This window comes from uncultured Amphritea sp. (genome assembly GCF_937127095.1).
In the GTDB taxonomy this organism is placed as follows: Bacteria; Pseudomonadota; Gammaproteobacteria; order Pseudomonadales; family Balneatricaceae; genus Amphritea.
This window is the reverse complement of the sequence record NZ_CAKZLP010000056.1, coordinates 13,809-33,379: the sequence shown is the minus strand read 5'-3', so window position 1 is coordinate 33,379 and position 19,571 is coordinate 13,809. Positions and strand designations below refer to the sequence as shown.

At 51.3% G+C, this 19,571-nt stretch carries 15 protein-coding genes; 5 read left to right on the top strand and 10 right to left on the bottom strand.

Going from position 1 to position 19,571, the window contains the following annotated elements; translation table 11 throughout:
- Positions 1 to 24: 24 nt before the first annotated feature.
- The 3 genes from pstA to Q0499_RS13950 form a co-directional block, all read right to left on the bottom strand.
- On the bottom strand, positions 25 to 1,713 hold the full coding sequence (gene pstA / locus Q0499_RS13960; protein WP_299200350.1) for a phosphate ABC transporter permease PstA: 1,689 nt from the start codon (positions 1,711 to 1,713) through the stop codon (positions 25 to 27).
- Between the two features lie 26 nt (positions 1,714 to 1,739).
- Positions 1,740 to 4,016 carry an ABC transporter permease subunit gene (locus Q0499_RS13955; RefSeq protein ID WP_299200348.1) on the bottom strand — a complete coding sequence of 759 codons (2,277 nt, stop codon included), beginning with the start codon at positions 4,014 to 4,016 and terminating at the stop codon, positions 1,740 to 1,742.
- A 164-nt stretch (positions 4,017 to 4,180) separates the two neighbouring features.
- Positions 4,181 to 5,152, bottom strand: a complete 972-nt coding sequence (locus Q0499_RS13950; RefSeq protein ID WP_299200347.1) for a phosphate ABC transporter substrate-binding protein PstS family protein — start codon at positions 5,150 to 5,152, stop codon at positions 4,181 to 4,183.
- Positions 5,153 to 5,371: 219 nt separating this feature from the next.
- Here Q0499_RS13950 and Q0499_RS13945 point away from each other — a divergent pair, with 219 nt between their 5' ends.
- The gene (locus Q0499_RS13945) at positions 5,372 to 5,770 is read left to right on the top strand and encodes a hotdog domain-containing protein (protein ID WP_299200346.1); all 399 of its coding nucleotides are present in this window, start codon (positions 5,372 to 5,374) and stop codon (positions 5,768 to 5,770) included.
- Positions 5,771 to 5,781: 11 nt separating this feature from the next.
- Here the strand turns inward: Q0499_RS13945 and Q0499_RS13940 are convergent, their stop codons facing one another.
- The 7 genes from Q0499_RS13940 to Q0499_RS13910 form a co-directional block, all read right to left on the bottom strand.
- Complete coding sequence (locus Q0499_RS13940) at positions 5,782 to 7,011, bottom strand: spore maturation protein (protein WP_299200345.1); 1,230 nt, start codon at positions 7,009 to 7,011, stop codon at positions 5,782 to 5,784.
- Between the two features lie 104 nt (positions 7,012 to 7,115).
- Entirely contained in the window at positions 7,116 to 9,332 is a 2,217-nt protein-coding gene (gene uvrD / locus Q0499_RS13935; RefSeq protein WP_299200344.1) for a DNA helicase II, read from the bottom strand.
- Positions 9,333 to 9,645: 313 nt separating this feature from the next.
- Complete coding sequence (locus Q0499_RS13930) at positions 9,646 to 10,599, bottom strand: homoserine kinase (protein WP_299200343.1); 954 nt, start codon at positions 10,597 to 10,599, stop codon at positions 9,646 to 9,648.
- 16 nt (positions 10,600 to 10,615) lie between these two features.
- Positions 10,616 to 10,903, bottom strand: a complete 288-nt coding sequence (locus Q0499_RS13925; RefSeq protein WP_299200342.1) for a DUF2782 domain-containing protein — start codon at positions 10,901 to 10,903, stop codon at positions 10,616 to 10,618.
- Between the two features lie 416 nt (positions 10,904 to 11,319).
- Positions 11,320 to 13,533 carry a PepSY domain-containing protein gene (locus tag Q0499_RS13920; RefSeq protein ID WP_299200340.1) on the bottom strand — a complete coding sequence of 738 codons (2,214 nt, stop codon included), beginning with the start codon at positions 13,531 to 13,533 and terminating at the stop codon, positions 11,320 to 11,322.
- A 19-nt stretch (positions 13,534 to 13,552) separates the two neighbouring features.
- On the bottom strand, positions 13,553 to 14,023 hold the full coding sequence (locus Q0499_RS13915; RefSeq protein WP_299200339.1) for a DUF2271 domain-containing protein: 471 nt from the start codon (positions 14,021 to 14,023) through the stop codon (positions 13,553 to 13,555).
- Positions 14,024 to 14,042: 19 nt separating this feature from the next.
- Entirely contained in the window at positions 14,043 to 14,435 is a 393-nt protein-coding gene (locus Q0499_RS13910) for a PepSY domain-containing protein (RefSeq protein WP_299200338.1), read from the bottom strand.
- A 188-nt stretch (positions 14,436 to 14,623) separates the two neighbouring features.
- Between Q0499_RS13910 and Q0499_RS13905 the strand changes: the two genes are divergently transcribed.
- The 4 genes from Q0499_RS13905 to glnT all read left to right on the top strand — a co-directional run bounded on the left by Q0499_RS13905 (position 14,624) and on the right by glnT (position 19,569).
- Positions 14,624 to 15,298 (top strand): response regulator transcription factor, encoded by a 675-nt coding sequence (locus tag Q0499_RS13905; protein ID WP_299200337.1) that lies wholly within the window; start codon positions 14,624 to 14,626, stop codon positions 15,296 to 15,298.
- A complete protein-coding gene (locus Q0499_RS13900) occupies positions 15,295 to 16,632 on the top strand; it encodes an ATP-binding protein (protein ID WP_299200336.1) in 1,338 nt (445 codons plus the stop codon). Before Q0499_RS13905 ends, Q0499_RS13900 begins: the two co-directional genes overlap by 4 nt.
- 353 nt (positions 16,633 to 16,985) lie before the next feature.
- The gene (locus tag Q0499_RS13895; RefSeq protein WP_299200335.1) at positions 16,986 to 18,032 is read left to right on the top strand and encodes an AraC family transcriptional regulator; all 1,047 of its coding nucleotides are present in this window, start codon (positions 16,986 to 16,988) and stop codon (positions 18,030 to 18,032) included.
- Between the two features lie 154 nt (positions 18,033 to 18,186).
- Positions 18,187 to 19,569, top strand: coding sequence for a type III glutamate--ammonia ligase (glnT, locus tag Q0499_RS13890; RefSeq protein WP_299200334.1), 1,383 nt, complete (start codon positions 18,187 to 18,189; stop codon positions 19,567 to 19,569).
- Positions 19,570 to 19,571: the final 2 nt, after the last annotated feature.

Sequence of the window (19,571 nt, the reverse complement as noted above, 5' to 3'; positions counted from 1 at the left end):
CATTAAACCTATCTAGTGTTCGGCTTACATCTCAAGCGCTTTGTATTTTTCGCGTAAATGGTTACGGATCGCAATGGCTGACATGTTCAGCAGTGCGATAACCAGAACCAGTAGCAGGGCAGTGGCATACACCAGTGGCCGTGCTGCTTCGACGTTAGGGCTCTGGAAGCCCACATCATAGATGTGGAAGCCCAGGTGCATAAATTTCTGATCCAGGTGGATAAACGGGTAGTTACCATCCAGTGGCAGGCTCGGAGCCAGTTTAACCACACCCACCAGCATCAGCGGTGCTACCTCACCGGCAGCACGGGCGATCGCCAGGATTACCCCGGTCATCATCGCCGGGCTGGCCATCGGCAGAACGACTTTCATCAGGGTTTCAAACTTGGTTGCACCCAGTGCCAGGCTGCCTTCACGCACCGCACGCGGTATCCGGCTCAGGCCCTCTTCCGTGGCTACGATGACTACCGGTACGGTTAACAAAGCCAGTGTCAGCGATGCCCACAACAGACCGGGGGTCCCGAATGTGGGGGACGGTTTGGCAGCAGCGAAGAACAGATCATCGATGTTGCCGCCAAGAAAGTAAACAAAGAAGCCCAGGCCAAATACCCCGTAGACAATCGAAGGTACACCGGCCAGGTTGTTCACCGCAATACGAATCAGTCGGGTGACAAAGCCCTGCTTGGCGTATTCGCGCAGATAAACCGCCGCAATCACGCCAAACGGTGTTACCAGCAGTGACATCAGCAATACCATCATCACGGTACCGAAGATCGCCGGGAAGATTCCGCCTTCAGTATTCGCTTCACGGGGATCGTCGCTGACAAACTCCCAGAGTTTAGCAAAGTAGTGAACGATCTTCTGACCAACATTCATATCGTTGGGACGGAAAATGCGGACAAGTTTAGCCAGCTGAACGTCAACGATTTTGCCGCCGGCAACTTCAACAGTCATCGAGTCACGGTTAATCTCTGAATACAGATCGATAAGCCGTTGTTGCAACCCTTCATAATCGGCATCCAGCTCTTTGCGGCGCTGGGTTATCGCATCATAAAGACTCTGTTCTTTAACTTCTTTAAGCTGCAGCCCCCGCTCTTTTAGACGAAGACGTTCCAGTTCATAGTTGATCGTACCGATCTCATGCTTTTCGATCTCGAGAATATCTTCGTGAATCTCCAGTGCGCGCTGAATCCGCTGCTGCAGGTTATCCCAAAGAGCGAGATATTGTGCCGACTTATCATTGCCATCGTAGCGCGCAACCTCTGTTCCTGACTCTTTAATGGAACGAAGATAGCCATACAGGTTACCCCACTCGCGACGTTCAGCGACAAGCAGCATCTCCGGGCGGTGCTGCTCAGTGAAGTAATGTTCAAGGGCCCAGGCAAAGTCTGAGCCATAAACATCGCGGTTACCGATTTTTAGCAGGTGGCGGGTCGAAAATTCATTCTCTTCCGGAAGTTTCATACCCGCTTCGATCAGCTGCTTGGTAAGCACTTCGTTACTTTCAACAATCTCACCGGCCAGGGTGCGAGGCTGTCCATCCAGTGTGTAGACCCCCTGGACAACGTCAGCGGGCCAGAAGTGACTCAGACCACGCACAGCGATCAGACCCAGCAGGCCGACAACCATAATAAGGCTGATAGCAACTGCTCCGGCATTCATCCATACCCAGGGTGAACCGGATTTAAACCATTCTTTTACTGAGATGTTCATATCTGTAATTTCCTCAACAACTCAGGTTAAAGGGAGCCATATTTATTGCGCAATCGCTGGCGGATTACCTCTGCCAGCGTGTTCACTGCAAAGGTAAACATAAACAGCACAAAGGCAGCCAGGAACAGGATTCGGTAGTGAGTACTGCCGACTTCTGATTCCGGCATCTCAACAGCAATATTTGCTGCCAGGGTCCGCATACCCTCAAATATGTTGGCATCCATAATAGGGGTATTACCGGTGGCCATCAGTACGATCATGGTTTCGCCCACCGCGCGCCCCATACCGATCATCACCGCCGAGAAGATACCCGGGCTGGCGGTTGGCATGACCACTCTGGTGAGGGTTTGCCAGGGGGTTGCACCGAGAGCAAGTGAACCATAGCTCAGGTGTTTAGGTACGGCGAAGATCGCATCCTCTGTGATTGAGAAGATCGTTGGAATGACTGCGAATCCCATGGCGATGCCGATGACCATGGCGTTACGCTGGTCATAGGCGATGCCCAGATCATTGGTTAGCCAGTGACGCATGTTGCCGTCAAACAGTACCAGCTCCAGTGAAGGGCTGATGGCGATGCTGAACCAGGTAGCCAACGCAATCACCGGAATCAGCAGTATCGCATCCCAACCCTCCGGTACCAGCCAGCGAACTTGTTTCGGCATCTGCGCCCAGCCGAAGGAAAAGGCGAGCACTGATAGCGGTATCAGCAGCAGGGTGACAAAGATCCCCGGCAGATTCTCCTCCATAAACGGCGCCAGCCAGAGGCCCGCGAGGAATCCGAGAATAACCGTCGGCAGAGCTTCCATTAGCTCGATGAACGGCTTCACCTTACGACGCAGTGATGGTGCCATAAAGTAGGCGGTATAGATCGCGCCACAGATGGCCAGAGGCGTCGCCAGGATCATCGCATAGAACGCAGCTTTCAGCGTGCCAAATGCCAGCGGCATCAGGCTGAATTTAGGCTCGAAGTCGTTGTTTGCCGCAGAGGACTGCCAGACATACTCAGGTTCTTCATAACCTTCGTACCAGACCTGACCCCACAGAGAGCTCCAGGATACTTCCGGGTGCTCATTGTCGATATGCAAAAGCGTCAGCTTGCCATCTTCTTCGATCAGCGTTGCATTAGCACGGGGCCCCATGGTGATCATCGAAGCGTTTGCCTGAGCAACTTTCTGAACCAGGACGTTAACGTTGGCGGTAGTATTATAGAGGCGAAGGTCACCCGCAGCATCAATGGTTGCGAACCCTTTGCGCCGGTGCTCAATGGCCAGATCAACGATTGCGCTGTTGCCGGTTTCAAAAGAGCGAATTTTAGTCATCTGCCACGCGCCCTGCTCGTCACGTACCAGGAACCACTGGGATACTTCACCTTTTTCATTACCCAGTAAAATAGCGTTGCCGCCCAGCAAAAGGTCAAATGTGGTGATCTTGCTGCTTGAGGCGTTCAGCACCTGAGTAATAACGGGATCATTATGATCACGCATATTGACGACCGCCATCTTGCCGTTCTGTCCGGCAACGAACAGCCAGGTAAAGTCAGGCATTACCAGCATCTTTTTAATCTTGATGCCCAGATCCGGCAGTGCCGTAGTGGATTGTTCCAACTCTACTTCACCGGTGAACAGATTCTCTGTCTGGGAGATGAATACCGCTTTCAGATTTCCCTGATTACCGCCGATCAGAGCATAGCTGCCTTCATTGCCGCTAATGGTGAGGTGTTCCAGTGCGGTCGAGGCTACATCGATTGGCTGATCACCCAGTGGGTAGGTAATCGTTGGCAGGATAACGCGCACACCATCGGGGTAAGTAGACTTATATTCGTGTTTAAATACCAGAGCCTGACCATTGCTTAGTCCCAGGGCAAAGGTATGACTGTTTTCCGATGCCAGCGCAAAGCTGGAAATTGTTGTTTCACCGGGAAGAGCAGCCTGAATGCTTTTGATTACTTCACCTGAGGTGGTGCTGAAAAATAGCATTTCACCCAAGTCGGTAACCCGCAAGCCGATTTCTGCCTGTTCTTCCATTGCCATATAGAGGGTATTGCCGGCTCCGGGGACGGCATAGGGCTCAACCACCTGACCGTTCTGTTCCCATGGCTGAACTTCAGCTGAGCGAAACATCGGTATTACTTCATAGAGAAGATAGAAAAAGATCAAAAGTATTGCGACGATGACACTGACACCGCCCAGACCTATGCCGACGGTAGCCATCTTGTCTTTGATGGCCCTGAATTTTCGCCCTCGACGCGCAGACGGAGAGTCAAAATCCAGATCAGGAATAACGGAACTGTTCTCTATATTCATGACAAATTTCTACAATGATAAAAGTGATGGCGCAAAGATAAACATAGTTCATGACAGAAATGTTACAGAGCTGTAATAAAACTTTTACATATAAAAAAAAGGAGCCCATCGGGGCTCCTTTCTTAGCAGTTGGATCTGTCTTCAGACCCGGTAACTCATCTGTATTACAGACCCAGTTCTTTCATCTGCTTTTCAACCAGAGCGGCTGGCAGTGGGATGTAACCATCCTTCACTACAACTTCCTGTCCGACTTTAGCCATTACCATTTTCAGGAACTCACGCTCCAGAGGAGCAAGATCCTGACCTGGCTTCTTGTTTACGTATACATACAGAGCACGAGCCAGTGGGTAAGAACCGTTCAGTGCATTCTCAGGAGACGCTTCAACGAAAGGAGTGCCGGCTTTCTTAGTCAGTGGCAGAGCACGAACTGAAGAGGTCTTGTAACCGATACCTGAGTAACCAATACCGTTCAGAGAAGTAGAAACAGATTGAACAACAGACGCAGAACCAGGCTGCTCATTTACATTGTTGCGGAAGTCGCCTTTACACAGAGCTTTGCTCTTGAAGTAGCCGTAAGTACCGGATACTGAGTTACGACCAAAGATCTGAAAACCCTGAGCAGCGATTGCGCCAGTTGCACCCACATCACCCCAGGTGTTGACGTCTTCAGCCAGACCACACTTACGGGTAGAAGAGAAGATAGCGTCAACCTGAGGAATAGTCAGGCCTTCGATAGCGTTGTCTTTGTTGACGAACACAGCCAGTGCATCGATAGCAACTGCTACAGGAGTAGGCTTGTAACCGAATTTCTTTTCAAACGCTTCCAGTTCCTTGTCTTTCATCTTGCGAGACATTGGGCCCAGGTTAGAAGTACCTTCGGTCAGAGCAGGTGGCGCAGTAGAAGAACCCGCAGCCTGAATCTGAACGTTAACGTTCGGGTAGTTGCGCTTGAACTCTTCAGCCCACATGGTCATCAGGTTTGCCAGAGTGTCTGAGCCTACAGAAGACAAGTTACCAGAAACACCTGAAGCCTTAGAGTAAGTTGGCAGGTTAGGATCCAGCATGTCAGATGCGGAAGCTGTCAGACAGGTTGCACTCAGGGCAACAGCTGCAAAAATTTTCTTCATTGGTTTCATTACAAGCTCCATAGAGGATGGTTTGAACACTTTTCACAAACGATCAGTTTTGATTCGATGAGCGCAATATAAGGGCGTTGTGTGACAACTATGTGACAAAGCGAAACATTTTTTTTGGTGTAATAGGCGGATTACACTGTTTTTAGCTAGACCTTGGTCGGGTAGTTGATAGTAAAATATGTCCTGCCAATATAAATACAAAGCGGGAACCGAGCGCATATGAACACCGATAAAACACTGTTAAAGCCCGAAGGTGAACTCAGCCTTCGCTGTCCCGCTTCCGGGGCTGCCGCTAATATGTTTGGCGATGTGTACGGTGGTTGGGTTGCATCCCAGGCGGTTCTGGCTGCTGAAATTCGTGCAGGGGAAGCGGCTGAGGGACGGGTTGCCACAGTATCAATTGGTGCGATGAGTTTTATGGCGCCGGTACTTGAGGGCACTATTCTGAGTTTCTATACCCGGATCAAAGAGCAGGGCACCAGCTCTTTGCGCATCAATGTTGAGGTGTGGGGGTGCTGTCCCGATGGGCGGGATCTGCGAAAAGTGTCAGAGACCGAGTGTGTTCAGGTCGCTATTGATGGTCATGGACATATTCGCGCGCTGGATTTCGGCCAGTAATTCTTTCTTATCTATCCGAAAAACCAGTATCCCACCACAATCGCACTGACAATGCCTGCCAGGTCGGCGGTCAGACCGCAGGCCAGCGCATGGCGGGTGTGGCGAATGCCGACCGAGCCGAAATAGACCGCCAGCACATAGAATGTGGTTTCAGTTGATCCCTGTATAATGGCGGCTAACCGTCCGGCAAAGGAATCCACTCCATGGGTAGCGATGGCATCCAGCATCATCGCCCGGGCGCCGGAACCACTCAAGGGTTTCATCAGCGCGGTGGGCAGCGCATCAACAAAACGGGTATCCACACCCAGCAGAGCAATCCCCTCGCGCAACAGCCAGATCATGCCATCCATCACGCCACTGGCGCGGAATACCCCAATAGCGACCAGCATCGCCAGCAGATAGGGGATAATCATGATAGCGACGGAAAAGCCCTCTTTAGCGCCCTCGACAAAGGTTTCATAGATATTCACCCCTTTCAGATGGGCGACCCCAAGAAAACAGATGATCGCGCTGAAAATCATCAAATTGCCAATCAGTGATGATTGCTGCTGTAACTGGTCAACGGTCAGGGTGGCAAAATAGCCAATAAAGGCCAGCAAAAGGGCGAAAAAGCCGCCTAGGTATAGCAGCGTCACCCGCTCCCACAGACGGATCTTCTGTACCCAAGCCACCGCCAGTAGGCCGGCCAGAGTGGAGCAGCAGGTGGCGATCAGGATGGGAATAAAAACCGAGGTCGGATCCGGCGCGCCCTGTTGGGCACGGTAGAGAAAGACAGTGATGGGGAACAGGGTAACGGATGAGGTATTCAGTACCAGAAACAGAATCTGGGCGTCTGTGGCGCGTTCTTTATCCGGATTAAGTCGCTGCAGATCCTGCATCGCTTTCAGCCCCAACGGTGTAGCAGCGTTGTCCAGCCCGAGCATATTGGCCGACAGGTTCATGGTCATCGAACCGATCGCTGGATGGCCTTTGGGCACCTCTGGCATCAGCCGGGTAAACAACGGGCTGAGACCGTTCGCCAGCTTTTCCACCAGCCCGGCGGCTTCGGCGAGTTTCATGATACCCAGCCAGAACGCCAGTGTGCCGATCAGCCCCAGTGCCAGCTCAACCGAGAGCTTCGACATATCGAAGGTTGACTGCACCATGCGTTGAAACACCTCAGCATCGTCCAGCGCCAGCCATTGATACAGGCCGCCGGCAAAGGCGAAGAGGAAAAACCCCAGCCAGATTCTGTGTAACATCCCGGTTCCTCTCAGACTGTTTCAGAACATTCTAGCGGCGAAAGCAGGCTGAAGAACAGCAAAAAGGTAGACATCACCTGCCTTAGTTGATCGGCTTTGTCGGATCAGAGTGGTTGTAGATTGGCATAGCCAACCACCAGCCACTTACTGCCTTCCGCATCGAAATTAACCTGCACCCTTGCTTTAGGGCCTGACCCTTCATAGTTCACCACAATACCGTCGCCGAAAATGGCGTGTGACACCCGTTGCCCCAGAATGATCTGTGTGTCCGGCACTTCGGCGTGATCAAACATCGATGAGCGTTGTGGCTGTCGGGCGGTGACCGGTCGGCTGATACTGGCGTTGAGGCGTACCTCCTCCAGACAGTTGTCCGGTATTTCACGAATAAAGCGGGAGGGACGGTTAAAAGTTTCATTGCCGTGCAGACGACGGGATTCGGCATAGGTGATAAACAGTTTCTGCATGGCGCGGGTGATGCCCACGTAACACAGCCGTCGCTCCTCTTCGAGGCGACCGGGTTCCTCAATCGACATCTTATGGGGGAACAAGCCCTCCTCCATTCCGGCGAGGAACACCAGTGGAAACTCCAGCCCTTTGGCTGAGTGCAGGGTCATCAGTTGCACTGAGTCCTGATGCTCTTCCGCCTGGGCTTCTCCGGCATCCAGCGCAGCATCGTCGAGGAATGCGGTCAGCGGTGTACTGTTCTCGTTGCCCTCTTTGTCCGGCTGCCAGGTCGACAGATACTGACGCGCGGCACTGATCAGCTCCTCAAGGTTTTCCACCCGTGCCTGGGCTTTCTCACCTTTCTCTTTCAGGTGGTGGTCGATCAGGCCGGACTTTTTGATCGCGTGTTCGGTCTGCTCGTGCAGATCGGTGCCCTCGGTTTCCTGAGCGATCTGATTCACCAGATCGATAAAGGCCTGCAGGGCATTCGCCGCACGGGCACTGAGCTTATTGAGTTCGATCACCTCGTTCGAGGCGCGCCACATGGACACGCCCTCAGTACGGGCGTGCAGACGTATCTCTTCAATGGTCTTGCCGCCGATACCGCGGGTGGGCACATTGATAACCCGTTCCATCGCCGTATCATCATCGCGATTGCTCACCAGACGCAGGTAGGCGAGGGCGTTTTTAATCTCCAGTCGATCATAGAAGCGTTGTCCGCCGTAGATCCGATAGGGCATTCCTGCGCGGATCAGTGCTTCCTCCAATACCCGGGACTGGGCGTTGGAACGATACAGAATGGCGCTTTCGCTGCGCAGGTTGCCCTGTCGCACCCAGCTGCCAATCTGATCAACAATAAAGCGGGACTCGTCCTGCTCATTGAAGGCGGCATAGAGGGAGATCTGTTCGCCGTCGGCCTGATCGGTGTGCAGCTCTTTGCCTAAGCGGCCCTGGTTGTTGCGGATGACATCGTTGGCGGCCTGCAAAATGGTATTGGTGGAGCGGTAGTTCTGCTCCAGCTTGACCACCATGGTGTCTTTGAAGTCCTGATTGAAACGCTGAATATTTTCGATCTTGGCGCCGCGCCAGCCGTAGATTGACTGGTCATCATCACCCACCGCCATCAGCTTTTCCGGTTTCGGTTTGCGTGGATCGAGCGGTTGGCAGAGCATCTTCAGCCAGGCGTACTGGATCGAGTTGGTATCCTGAAACTCGTCCACCAGAATATAACGGAAACGATCCTGATAGTGCTCCAGCAACGCCGGGTTATGATCACGCAATAGCTCCAGACAGCGTAGCAGCAACTCGCCAAAATCGACCATGCCACCGCGATCACAGGCGTCCTCATAGGCGGAGTAAACATTCACCATCACTTTTGTATGAGGGTCTCCGCCGGGGTCGATATGACGGGCCCGCAGGCCTTCATCTTTTTGTGCATTGATATACCACTGGAACTGCCGGGCAGGCCAGCGGCTATCATCGAGGTTCATCTCTTTTGCCAGCCGCTTGATCAGCCGTAGCTGGTCATCGGAATCCATAATCTGAAAGTTTTCCATCAACCCGGCATCACGCCAGTGAGCCCGCAGAATGCGATGTGCCAGACCGTGGAATGTCCCTACCCACATGCCGCTGGGGTTCAGTCCCATCAGCTCCTGAATTCGCCCGCGCATCTCTTTGGCCGCTTTATTGGTAAAGGTAACTGCCATAATCGAGTAGGGCGAGAGCCCCTCGGTCTGTACCAGCCAGGCGATCCGGTGCACCAACACCCGGGTCTTGCCGGAACCGGCACCGGCCAGCACCAGCATATTACAAACCGGCGCAGAGACCGCTTCGCGCTGGGCTTCATTGAGTGAATCAAGGAGATGAGATACGTCCATAGGGCTTCTTCAGATAGCTGTATAAATATTCAGTAGGGGATTATAGCCGCCGGGGCGGCTGGAGGCCAGATGCAAAGCGGGTAAGAGCAGTCGTTAGTCGCTAGGTGTCACTAAAAATGTGACTTGATAGTGGTTAGGAAAAGCCTTCTTATCTGGAATATCAAAGGGCTGAAAATAGTGGAGCTTTAAAAGGGAAAAGTTGACGCTCCGCATGAGATATTCAGAAAATCCTGCTAGCCACTAGCCACTAGCCACTAGCCACTAGCCACTAGCCACTAGCCACTAGCCACTAGCCACTAGCCACTAGCCACGACTATGGCAACGCAGCGGGTGTCGCTATCCGCTGTAGCAGTATCCGGCGGAACTCTTCCGGGTCTTTGATCTTTTGGGTGGAGTTGGGGTCCAGTGCCGGGATCAGTCGTGATAGCCAGAAACGCATCGCGGCGGTTTTTACCAGCTGGGGCCAGGCGAGGTATTCGTTCTCTTCGAAGGGCCTGACTTCTCCGTAGGCGGTCAGTAGAGCCAGTTCCCGTTGCGGGTCAATCGAGCCATCCGGATTAACGCACCAGTCATTGGCGACAATGGCCAGGTCATATAATAGGTAGCCGGTGCAGGCGTTGTAGATATCCAGAATCGCGCTCAGCTTATCTCCCTGAAATAGCGCGTTATCATGGAACAGATCCCCATGAATCGCGCCCTGGGGCAGGTTCCAGGGTTGTTCCCTCAGTTGTTCAAACATTCTTACTTCAGTGCGCAACAGTTGTGCATCTTCAGCACTGAGTTTGCTGGCAATCTGCTGCGATTCCCGACGCCACCAGAAGACTCCGCGATGGGCCTGACGCTGCAGGTAGAAATCACGACCGGCCTGATGAAACTGGCCCAGGGCTGCGCCGATCTGCCGGCAGTGTTCCGCTGTTAGTGCTTCAATATGATTACCGGGCAGGCGTGGCTGAAGCAGTGCAGGGCGGTTATGCATCGTTTTCAGCCCGATGCCGTTGCTGTCTTTGAATGGAAAAGGCACGGGACAGTCCCGACCAGCCAACCAGGTCGTCAGCTCTACAAAGTAGGGCATCTCATCCAGGCTAAGGTCTTCAAACAGAGTGAGCACATACTCACTCTCCTGCTGATCTTCGCCGCAGAGCGTAACGAAGTAGTTGGTGTTTTCGATACCGCCATCGATACCTTTAAAGCTGATCAGCTGACCCAGTTGAAAATCCTGCAGCAGGTTTTCAAGATCTGACTGGCTTACCTCTGTATATACTGCCATAAATACCGCTTATTAATTACCAGCTGAACAAAATCCACTTGGGCAACATCAGGGTTGAGTCTTCAAACTTCTGAAACTCGCCATCTTCGGTGGGCCGCAGATAATAGGTTTTGCCAACGACGGGCTCGACTTTAATCTCTTTCAGCTTGCCGTTAACCCGATACTCAAAGTAAGTCGCTTTCTCGCCGTGACGGATGGTGACTACCGGCTCGTTGTCATCAAATTCAGGTAATACATCTGCTGCTACTAAAGGGGCGAAAGATATCGAACACAATAGGGTAAAGAGAAGCACTATTTTTTTCATAACCATTCTTCTTTTCATAATCACTCCGTGAATTGAGACCGTTCCATCTGAGTCAGGCAGCGAATTTACAATGATGACTCATCCGGGCACCAAACCCGATAACAATATCTCCTGATGGTCAATGACTGCAATACCATGACCATAAATACTTCTTTCTATAGGGTAGCTGATACGAGGGTATACGGATATCTGAACATTTCCGGTTGTTGTGTGCCGATGATCAGTCGTTAGTACATTAGTTGATTGAGTATCGCTTGTTGGAGGGTGACATTAACGATCGCCGCCAGCATACGAGATTTCCTCAACTCGCCGATGGGCGCTGCGGATCCTCGAATATTGGCGGGTGCAATTACATAATGAAACACGGACGCCAATGCAATACGCGCATGACTATGTTCTATATGCCGTGCTTATTGCTAATACACATCTTCACGGTAGCGTCCTTGAGTCTTAAGCGTGGCAATGTCCAAATCGAGCGGGGCGATGATTTCGGTGAACGCTGCGCTAACACTGTTCGCCATGTTTCTCCCACCGCAAACCAGTATCTGTGCATCCTCCTCAATCAATTGACGTAGTTCTTTACCATCTTCCGCGATCTTGTTCTGCACGTAGGAACGTTCGCCGACTCTGGAAAAAACAGCGTTTAGCTTTGTTAGTCGTTTATCAGCAAGATAGCTTTTCAGTTCTGGCTCATAGAGGAAATCTGACTGTGGACAACGACCACCCCAATAGAGATGTATGGGACGATGTGCTTTGTTGTGGCGAATAAAGCCGATCAGCGGGCCAATACCTGTACCGGCACCGATTAGCACTATCGGTGCTTTCCCCGAGGCGGGGCGAAAGCTCGGGTTGGGCTGAATGAAGGCCTCGATGGTGTCACCGGCAGATAGTGCATGGAGGAAACTCGAGCAAAGCCCGTTGGGATGATGGCGCACGCAAATCTCTAACATGTCATCCTTTGACGCAGAGGCCAGCGAATAGAATCGCGGTGCGCTGCTGCCTGATGCAAGAACTCCGACCAGGTCGCCGGCCTCGAAACGTGGTAAGCCGTTATGCCGATTAAAGTGGCTAAGGAGGCCTTCCCTGTTTGATTGAGGGGCGTTGAAACGCATCACGGAAGTCGGAGCCTCTACCTCTACACCATAATCTACCCGTTCGATAAGTGCCAAAGTAGTTGTGGCTGGGTGAGTTGGGGTATGGGTCAGTGTTAACTCGGTATTGATCACCGAGCTGACAGCCTCCCCCCAACGGGAAAACTCCTGCGGCGACTGGCGGTTGATTGTATCGAGCGGCAGTAATTGCGGCCAACCTCTGGCGCTCAGTGCGGCCTCAACGTCTTTTGCGAACCGGCAGAACTCAGGAAATTGTCGATCTCCGAAACCCAGAACGGCAACGGGGAGCTTGGGCAGCTTCTCAAGGTTAGCCAGGAACCGGCTGGCCGAGGCTGGTGCATCGCCATCGCCATATGTGGAGGTCAGAATAAACAAGTGTTTCGCCTCTGGGTAATGAGTTGCGAAGCTGTTCATTGATGTGGTGTTTACACGATATCCGGCTGAGGTAAGTGCCTCATGAAGCGTTTTGGCAAACCCCCATGTGCTATTGCTCTCACTGCCAACCATTATCACCGTATCAGCGAGGCGGGGGGCGCTATTATTGTTGATAGTGATGGCTGACTGCTTTCGTCGCCACCAAATCTGGATGCCACTCCATGCTATCAGTGGCACACTGAGTGAGCTCAGGCCTAGGAGTAACCCGAGCCACCATAGTCCTTCGCCAGTGTGCAGCATGTAGATGAGTTCATAGAGTTTCTGACTGCTACTGTAAGGTTGGTAGGATAGTAATTGACCTGTTGACTGATCAATAAAACCGCTGCCTTGATCGGTTGTGATTGAATAAAAAGCGCTCGGGTCTCCTGGGTACGGATAAATCAGCTCTCTAAGCTCAGTAATAGGGATCGCTTGTAACGCTGACAGTGTCTCAATTGATGCAGGTTTACCTCCATTTGTATTTTCCGGAAAAGCGGGTTCAGCGGATTGATATTCAGGGATGAAACCAAATGTCACGGCGGACATGTAGAGGCCGGTGGAGGCGGATAAAATCAGCCCAAGCAGGACCCAACGGCCCACTTGAGAGTGCAAGCGCTGTTGAGTGGGGCCTTGAATCGGTCGAAAAATTTGTCGCCAGCCGCCCAGTCGATTGGCCAGCATGAAGGCGCCTGAAATCGTGAGTACGAGCATGAGAAAAGCGGCAATGCCTGCCCCGGCCCGGCCGGGCGTATCAAGGAAGTATGACCGATGCAGGTTTTTTACCCAGACGCTAAATTGTGAGGTTGAATAAGCCCCAATGGTTGTACCCGCTATTGGATTGAACAGATCCGCTCCCGTCTGATCGCCGTCAGTAAAGTAGACGATAATGCTTCCTGAGGGGTTTCGTTGTATTTGCTCTGCGCCAGGGTAGCGAGACGCTATTTTTCCAGTTAGCTCGGCAACACTTATGGATGATGTGCCTGCTACCTTGGCTTGCGAGCGTTCCAGAAACGGATTGATCGATAGAACTGCACCTGTAATGGATAGAAGCACCACCAGCAACGTGGACGTCAGACCAAACAAAGAATGAAATTTACGCAGCATGGGGGCCCCGATCCGTGGTTTAAAATGAATAAGTGAAGGCTTTGACGTAACCACGACCAGAGGTAGGTGTATCGATACCTTCGCTGGTGAATGGCACAACTACATCATTGCGATTGTCTCGCATGTCTTCGACTGCTGAATCTACTCTGAGCTGAAACCCTGAATCGATGTAAGTATCAGCCAGATCAAGGGTTACCTTTAATGTTTTACCGCTGGTAACACTCGCGCCACTCAGTCCATCATATTCACTTGTTTTCAGGCCGCTGCCTCGCGCCCAACCACTTAAGTGTTTGTAATATTTAGATTTCTGTCCAGCGACCCATAATGTTTTCTGGTACTGTCCTTCTGCGTTGGTTAAATATAGCGCCAGATAGGCACCATCACCGCCATAGCTTTTCAGCTCAGTCGTAAAGGTGACTTCACGCGCATTGGTTTGAGCTGATAGCAGCGTTGAAGAAAGCAGGCAGAGTATCATTGCAAAATGTTTCATCGTCTTAACTCCAGGATATTTATTCGATAGTGACTTTGGGTTTGTTTTTGGCTGTATCACTTGCGGAGTTTATGTAAGTGTCAGATTTTTCTTGACTGCTTTGGTTGCCCAAATCCAGATAGTCAGATGCATCACCTGAATCATCAAATTCAACAGCAAGCTCAATGATTTTTAGGGAAGCCGGCGAAAATTTAGCTTCTATCCGGTTTCCTTTACGATCAAATCCCTTCAGTTCATAACAGCCATCGTCCACTTTGATCCGTTTTACTTCCCAGCCATTCTCCGTCATCTTTTGATGAAGACGTTCTTTGGGTTGCCAGTCTGCCACCGAGTCATTGCAATCATCGTCTGCTAAAACCGTACCGCTCATTAAGCATGAGGTTATAAGGGCAGTAGTGAGTGTCTTGTTCATGATGTCTCTCCTCTTCATTTGATGACTCATTCTAAACGTGTTTGCTGACAGTAAGCTGAAAGCAACGTTGTTTTATGCTGATCGCACTTTTGCATGGAGTTTCAGGGGTTGATCTGCCGGGATCTTTCAGAATATTGTCAGGAAGTTGGGTTATGATCTGTCTTACTCATAAGATCTGAAGGTGTTAGATGCGTATATTGTTGGTAGAGGATGCCGAAGGTTTAGGCGAGGTGATACAGGATCAAATCGCAGATGAAGGTCATGCGGTTGACTGGGTCAAAACTATTTCCCATGCAGAAACCAGCCTTCAGACAATCCGCTATGATTTAATTCTTCTGGATCTGATGCTGCCAGACGGTAGCGGGCTTGATCTGTTGAAAAAAGTACGCAAATCGGGCGAGATAGCTCCGGTGATTATTTTAACGGCCAGAGATCAGCTTTCTGATCGGATACAAGGTTTAAATGCCGGTGCCGATGATTACCTTGTAAAACCCTTTGAACTATCTGAACTGTCCGCCCGCATAGCGGCAGTTTCCAGACGCTATGCGGGGAACCCAAATCCCATACTTCAGATCGGCACATTGGAAGTGGATCTGACCAGACATTGTATTTCTCGTGATGGTCTTTCGATCAATTTAACGGCACGGGAATGGGCTTTGTTAGAAGCCTTCATTCAAAGACCAAATACCGTGCTGTCAAAAGCACAACTGGAAGATCATCTTTATGCTTTTGGGGCAGAAATTGAAAGTAATACCATTGAGGTGTATATCAGTCGTCTGCGTAAAAAATTGGATAAAGATCAGTTAGAAACCGTTCGCGGCTTGGGATATCGCATGAGACTTTCAGGACCTGACAATAAATGAAGGCACCGCAAAGTCTTCAGAAAACGCTTGGCGTTGGTTTAACTGCTGGTGTGACGTTACTGTGGATGCTGGCGCTTTTAGGTGCCTTATATGTCTCACAAAATAAGCTGAATGAGCTTTTTGACAGCACCCTGGCCGAAACCGCTCACCGCATAATGCCGTTAGCGGTTGTTGAAATAATTAACCGAGAAAACCTCGATCAACCGCAGCAGATAATGTCCTTCGAAGCCCACGATAAGCAATTTATCTATCTTGTTCGTGATGCGCTTGGACGGATTTTATTGCAATCGCATAACGCTGATCCGAGCATTTTTAATCAAACATTAGTGAAAGGGTTTAGCTCATCGAAGACCCATCGGTTTTATAGAACATCTGCCATACAAAATACATTGCATATAGAAGTTGCTCAGCCGCTGATTGACAGGAGAGAAGCAATAACCCAGATGGCAATAACTTTATTATGGCCGTTGATATTGATTATTCCTCTGTGTTTTATCGGTAGTTTGGCATTCGTTCGCTACAGTTTCCGATATGTTATTGCTTATCGGGATGAAGTTGAGTCCCGCGGTAGTAGCGATCTCTCACCGGTCAAAATGGACGGCTTACCCACTGAAATTATTACTATCGCTGAGTCGGTCAATAATTTATTGGATCGCTTGCGCAGAGCACTGGACTCAGAGCGTTCGTTTACAGCGAACAGTGCTCATGAGTTACGTACACCGATTGCCACAGCATTGGCACAAATTCAGCGGTTACAACAAAAAGTTTCAGCCGGGCCAATTAAAGACAGTATGGTCAAAATTGAAACGACAATACGAGGTTTGTCAGGTTTGTCAGAGAAGTTGATGCAATTAGCCAAGGCCGAAGGGGGAGGATTGTTATCCACCGAACGACACGACCTGATTAGCCTGTTAAGCATGATCGTAGATGACACCCGGCGATCCAATCCCGGTAAAATAATTACGCTGGCGATACCTCAAAACGAAGCGTTTATGTCTGTTATAGACCCGGATGCTTTTGCTATTTTGATTAGGAATTTACTGGATAACGCCATCAAGCATGGGATCAGCAATCAACCGGTCGAGATCAGTTTTTCCTCCAAAGGCGTGTTGAGTATCGCTAATGCTGCCAGTGTTATCCCTGTTGAAACGCTCACACAGCTACGACAACGTTTTGTCAGGTCCAACCTCTCGGTTCAAGGTATGGGACTTGGGTTGGCCATTGCTGATGCAATAGTCACTGGTGTCGGTGCAACCATGACGTTTAGCTCCCCTGCAGCAGGACGAGTGGATGGATTTGAAGTGGAAGTAGACTTTTCGATGATTCTGAAGTGAATTTAACCTCGATCTGACAGAGTATTCCCTTAGCGGTTCGGTTAGGGAGCGTCAATGATCGTCGCATCAATCAGCGTTCTTTGCTTTTTTTCAATTCAGAGCGTTATTCCCAAGTTGCCTGAAGTATATTTCCGTTAGATGGTCAGGCCATTCCCTGTGATCAGCCATTTGTGCTGAGTTGAGTCCGGGGAGGTTGCCAGTTTGGCGCATACTGACCGGAACTGCGCTGAAATAGTGCGCTTCGATCCTATTTCGAGAGCGTTAGGGGATAACCAGCGCGCCTGTCGGGTGATTTTTTGTTGGGCATAGAACATGCAGGGCTTGCTGATATATGAAAACAGGGGCAGCCCAATATGAATGTTCAATCCAACGCTCTTCAACTTAACCCTCGAAATGAGTCTACCGTGCTGGGTTCGGTGACCTTTGGTCTGGAGGAGTTTATTGATCAGCAGGGAGGCCAGAGTAAAACAGTGCTTTCACGGGCGGGCTTGCAGCCCGGGATGTATAAAAAACCCAATGAGCCTATTCCATTGCAGAGTTTCTGTAACTCGATGCACGAGGCCGCCTGCAGTACCGGTAATGAACATTTTGGTCTGAACTTCGGTGCCCGGTTCCAGCCAGAAGGCCTGGGGGTGTTCGGCTATCATGCGATTACCGCGCCCTCTCTCCGGGATGCACTTGAGGGGATGCTGAGCTCGTTTAATGTGTTTCAGAAAAACAGCCTGCTGCGGCTGACACAGCATCAGGGTATCTGCTCGCTTGAGTATCGCCTGTTAGATGGTGATATTAAGGATCGGCGTCAGGATGCTGAGGTCACGATCGGCATGCTGAATAACGTTTTACGCCGTGCACTGGGGCCTCACTGGACGCCACTGAAAGTGCATTTTCAGCATCCGGCATTGGTTGATGCTCTGCGGCATCGCGATGCATACCAGTGTGATGTCAGCTTTCAGCGGGAGAGTAACTTTATCTTTTTCCGTGCGGGTTGCCTCGACTCGCCGATGCCCGATGCGGACCCGATTCTGCATGGCATTACGCTGGATGCTATTGCTCAGCTATCGGGCAGCGTGGCGCAACGGCTGTCTGTGGCACAACGGGTGCGCGGTGAGGTGGTTGATCTGCTGCCTTCTGGTGAGCTGTCTCTGGAACAGGTGGCAGAACGTCTGTTGCAGTCGCCCCGCACACTGCAGCGGGCATTGTCAGCGGAAAATCAGTCGTTTAAGACGATTGTGGAGGTAACCCGGCAGGAACTGGCCGATTACTATCTGTCTTATGATCAGCTCAGCTTGTCGGAAGTCGCCTTCCGGCTGGGCTATTCGGAGCTCAGCGCATTTACCCGTGCATTTCTGCGCTGGAAGAGTGTTTCCCCCAGTCAGTGGCGCCAGGCGGTTAAGCGTTAACCTGTTTGGGCCATGAGCTAAGCGATCTTACCGGTGGCCCTAGGCCATAGTAAGTTGGCGCCAAATGTCAAAACTCTGATTTCTGCGGTCAAGGGAAAACAGCTCTGCTTCTGCGACACTCATCTCATCAAATATAGACAGAGGACGAGATGAGATGTCTGATTCAACTAAAACACCCACAACCGTGTGGCAATGCCCGGACGAGGATGCACTCCAGTCAGCTGAGACCTTTCTTGCCGATAACGGTGTCGAGTATCTGTTAGCGCAGTTCGTTGATCTGCATGGCTGCAGCAAAAGTAAAGCGGTGCCCGTAAGCTGTTTGAACATGCTCTGTCATGAGGGTGCCGGTTTTGCCGGCGGTGCGGTTCTGGGGTTTTATATGAGCCCGCAGGACCCGGAATATATCCTCATCGCGGACCTCTCAAGCCTTAAGCTGATGCGCTGGATGCCGGGCTTTGCGTCCATCAGAGGCTTTGGTTATGTCGGGGGGCAGCGATACGGCCTGGACTCGCGCAATGTGCTGGCGAAGCAAACCGCACGTCTGGCGGCGCAGGGGCAGCGATTGATGACCGGGCTGGAGCCGGAGTTTTACCTGCTCAGTCGTGATGAGGCGGGCACTATCGTACCGTTTGATCGCACCGATACCCTGGAGACGCCCACCTATGATTACAAAGGGATCACCCGTAATGCCACCTATCTGAGAGAGTTGCATAAAACACTGGAGTCCACCGGTCTGGAGGTGTACCAGATCGATCATGAAGACGCTAATGGCCAGTTTGAACTGAACTATAAATATGACGAAGCGCTGGTCTCCGCTGATAATCTGCAGTTTTTTAAAATGGCGGCCTGTGAAATCGCCAACGAGATGGGCGCAATCTGTAGCTTTATGCCGAAGTTGAGCGCCACGACAACGGGAAACGGCACCCATATCCACTGTTCGCTGGTGGATGAGGCGGGCAACAATCTGTTTCTGGATGAGTCTGACCACAGCGGCATGGGGTTATCAAAGACCGCTTACCATTTTATTGCCGGTATTCTTGAGCATGCAGCGGCATTGACCGCTATTCTCTGCCCAACAGTAAATTCCTACAAGCGGCTGGTCACCGGTACCCCCGACCGTCCCAGCTGGGCGCCGGTGTATGTTGCCTATGGGGATAACAACCGTTCAGCGATGGTGCGTATTCCCTATGGGCGTATCGAAGTACGTATCGGTGATGGCGCGATGAATACCTATCTTGCCACCGCCGCAATCATCGCTGCAGGCCTTGATGGTATCGAGCGGGAGCTGTCGCCGCCGCCGGCACAGAGTCTCAACTTCTACGATCTCACTGCGGTGCAACTGGGAGAACTGGGCGTTAGCCGACTACCGGCAACTCTCGGAGATGCCCTGACGGCGCTGGAACAGGATGTGTTACTTGCTGAGGCGCTGGGCAGCCAACTGATCAACAACTATATCATCCTTAAACGCCAGGAGTGGAACGCCTACCAGGCGACGGTATCCGCCTGGGAGATCGACCGTTATCTGACTTTTTATTAACA